We start from the raw sequence: 2,220 nt of genomic DNA on the forward strand, positions 1-2,220 counted from the left end.
CAGATAATGGATGTCTTTGTCTTCAAGGCCAATCGCAAAGTTATTCATTGTGCACCTACCTTAGCAGCAACAGCGAGCTGCATGTATTTCGGAATCTTGGACCAGTTCGCCGCGCGTTCATGGTCCGGAAGTTTCGAATCAATGGATCGGATACAGCAGTCCAGGCACAGGAAATCAAACAGTTCGATATCCATACCGCAGGAGCAATACTCCTTCACCTTGACTGCCCTCTTTGCCTTCCGCTTGGGCTTCACCTTGGCAGCATAGAACTTATGACGCCATTCAGCAATGATGCTGCACACTTCGTTCTCCTTCCATCCGGTTATCCCGATCACCCTTTTGGTATTGCGATGGTCGAGCCATAACTGTAGCACCTGTTCTTTTGTCAAGTCACGTCGCATCTAACCCCCGGATATGGTCAGCCAGATCAATGATCCAGCGCTTAGCCTGGCAGGTCAAAAGCGGGTCATTGGCTATGACATAGATGTAAGGGGCTGGGTCCTCATTGGTTTGAGGAAAATCCCTCGCAATCCCGTTGAAGAACCCTGCTTGCTCTTTTGCATTCATGAAAGAAAATTCATTTGCCAACTCCGAGTCAGAAACCTCGAAACTAAATCCTCGGTCAATCATGCTTTACTCCTGATTGCATCGGCTAGGGCAAGGATCCAACCCTTCGCTTGATCGGTCAGTGATGGCTCAGCAGCTATACGGTAGCTGCTGGAAGAACGTTCCGTGTTAGACTCCAAAAAATTCCTTGCAACCTCATTAAAAAACACTCTTTGATTCCAAGGGTTTCTATAGTAGAACTCATCTATTAGCTCTTGTTCGCTGAGCTTGATCTCGCAGCTGATCCTACGCTCAATCATATCTAACCCCGTATCATGTCAGCCAGGTCAATGATCGATCGCTTTGCTTGATCGGTCAAAGCCTCGCTGTTTGCAATGCTGGAAAGAAAGTCCGCTTGCGAACACACTAGCTCATGGTGCGACCCAACTCTAGCAAAGCGCTTTGCGATACTACTGATAACTTGAGCTTGCTCAGCAGCGCTTATAGATACGAATTCCCTGGCCAATTCCACGGTATTTGGTTTGACTTCTGCCACGAATTCTACTTCTTTTACAATCAATCGTCTGATCATATCTAACCCTCCGCTTTCTGCATCGCCTCTATTGCATCGAGGCATAGCTGTGAGAATTCTAGATTCTCGCTGAAGGCTGGGAAGCTAACCCCAAACCACCGTGTCAAGACAAAGCCAAGCAGTCTGGCATTCTCGGGCGTCATCCCCGTCTTCCGGATATCATCAATGGTAATCATGGGGTCCAATCATCCAGACTGCTTTCGTAAATGTCCTCCCAGTCGGGTTCAAAGTCGCTTTCGTAATCATCGATTTCGACGTACCTTGGATCAAGAGGGCTGGTGACAGGTCCCCATGTTTCAGGGTCACCGTAGCCTGGAAAACCGCGTTCGTCATACATGGTTTGGCTTCCTTTACTCCGCAGACACACTGTGAATCACATCCAGCACCGCTTTGAATCGGTCGAGGAGTTCGCGGGCTAAACCATCCTCCACGAATCCATACCTATTGACTTGGTGCTCTACCTCACGGATGAACTCATCGTTAGTAAGGCTTGTTGTAACTGTCATGTTCATTATCCCTATCAGAGGTCTTGGTCAAATGGGTAATCAGGACGGCTGTCCATCACCAACGCGCGGTCTTCTGGATCAAGACCCGTCATATCGATCGGGCAATCGGGACGGTATACCATGACGTAGGCACGGTGGCTTGAACTCAGCCCAGTAAGATCGATCGGGCAATCAGGGCGTCTTGCCATCACCCATGCGCGATCGTAGGGGCTTAGACCAGTCATATCAATCGGGCAGTCTGGACGATTGACCATCACCCATGCACGCTCAGATGGTTTAAGACCCGTCAAATCGATCGGGCAATCGGGACGGCTGACCATCACCCAAGCACGGGCGAATGGACTAAGACCTGTCAGGTCAAACGGGTGATCTACAATATCGGTGTACATGTTCATTATCCCTATCAAAGGTTTTGGTCAGGTGAGTAGCGAAAACCGCTACGGTCCTTGTTGACATGCCTATAGCTTATCATTGATTTCAGGTTTGTCAACACCTAAATCATATCGGCTGTGGCCATCTCGATCAGGGTTTCGTTGCTGAGTCGTCCGGTGCGATCACGGCTGATGCGGTGCTTAG

The 2,220-nt window shown here is 49.2% G+C and carries 5 protein-coding genes; all 5 read right to left on the bottom strand.

The window, feature by feature from the left end:
* Positions 1–44: 44 nt before the first annotated feature.
* Positions 45–401, bottom strand: coding sequence for a hypothetical protein (locus E4680_RS13720; protein ID WP_167792532.1), 357 nt, complete (start codon positions 399–401; stop codon positions 45–47).
* Positions 391–630 (bottom strand): hypothetical protein, encoded by a 240-nt coding sequence (locus tag E4680_RS13725; protein ID WP_135282991.1) that lies wholly within the window; start codon positions 628–630, stop codon positions 391–393. Before E4680_RS13725 ends, E4680_RS13720 begins: the two co-directional genes overlap by 11 nt.
* A gap of 238 nt (positions 631–868) precedes the next feature.
* Positions 869–1,138 carry a hypothetical protein gene (locus tag E4680_RS13730; RefSeq protein ID WP_135282992.1) on the bottom strand — a complete coding sequence of 90 codons (270 nt, stop codon included), beginning with the start codon at positions 1,136–1,138 and terminating at the stop codon, positions 869–871.
* A gap of 172 nt (positions 1,139–1,310) precedes the next feature.
* Positions 1,311–1,475 (bottom strand): hypothetical protein, encoded by a 165-nt coding sequence (locus E4680_RS14200; protein WP_167792533.1) that lies wholly within the window; start codon positions 1,473–1,475, stop codon positions 1,311–1,313.
* Between the two features lie 183 nt (positions 1,476–1,658).
* A complete protein-coding gene (locus tag E4680_RS13735; protein WP_135282993.1) occupies positions 1,659–2,033 on the bottom strand; it encodes a hypothetical protein in 375 nt (124 codons plus the stop codon).
* Between the last annotated feature and the right edge of the window lie 187 nt (positions 2,034–2,220).

The sequence above is a fragment of the Candidatus Macondimonas diazotrophica genome (assembly GCF_004684205.1).
In the GTDB taxonomy this organism is placed as follows: Bacteria; Pseudomonadota; Gammaproteobacteria; order UBA5335; family UBA5335; genus Macondimonas; species Macondimonas diazotrophica.

Bases quoted from the DNA above. Each gene is read 5' to 3' on its own strand.
- E4680_RS13720 (WP_167792532.1), bottom strand. From the start codon at position 401: ATGCGACGTGACTTGACAAAAGAACAGGTGCTACAGTTATGGCTCGAC.
- E4680_RS13725 (WP_135282991.1), bottom strand. From the start codon at position 630: ATGATTGACCGAGGATTTAGTTTCGAGGTTTCTGACTCGGAGTTGGCA.
- E4680_RS13730 (WP_135282992.1), bottom strand. From the start codon at position 1,138: ATGATCAGACGATTGATTGTAAAAGAAGTAGAATTCGTGGCAGAAGTC.
- E4680_RS14200 (WP_167792533.1), bottom strand. From the start codon at position 1,475: ATGTATGACGAACGCGGTTTTCCAGGCTACGGTGACCCTGAAACATGG.
- E4680_RS13735 (WP_135282993.1), bottom strand. From the start codon at position 2,033: ATGTACACCGATATTGTAGATCACCCGTTTGACCTGACAGGTCTTAGT.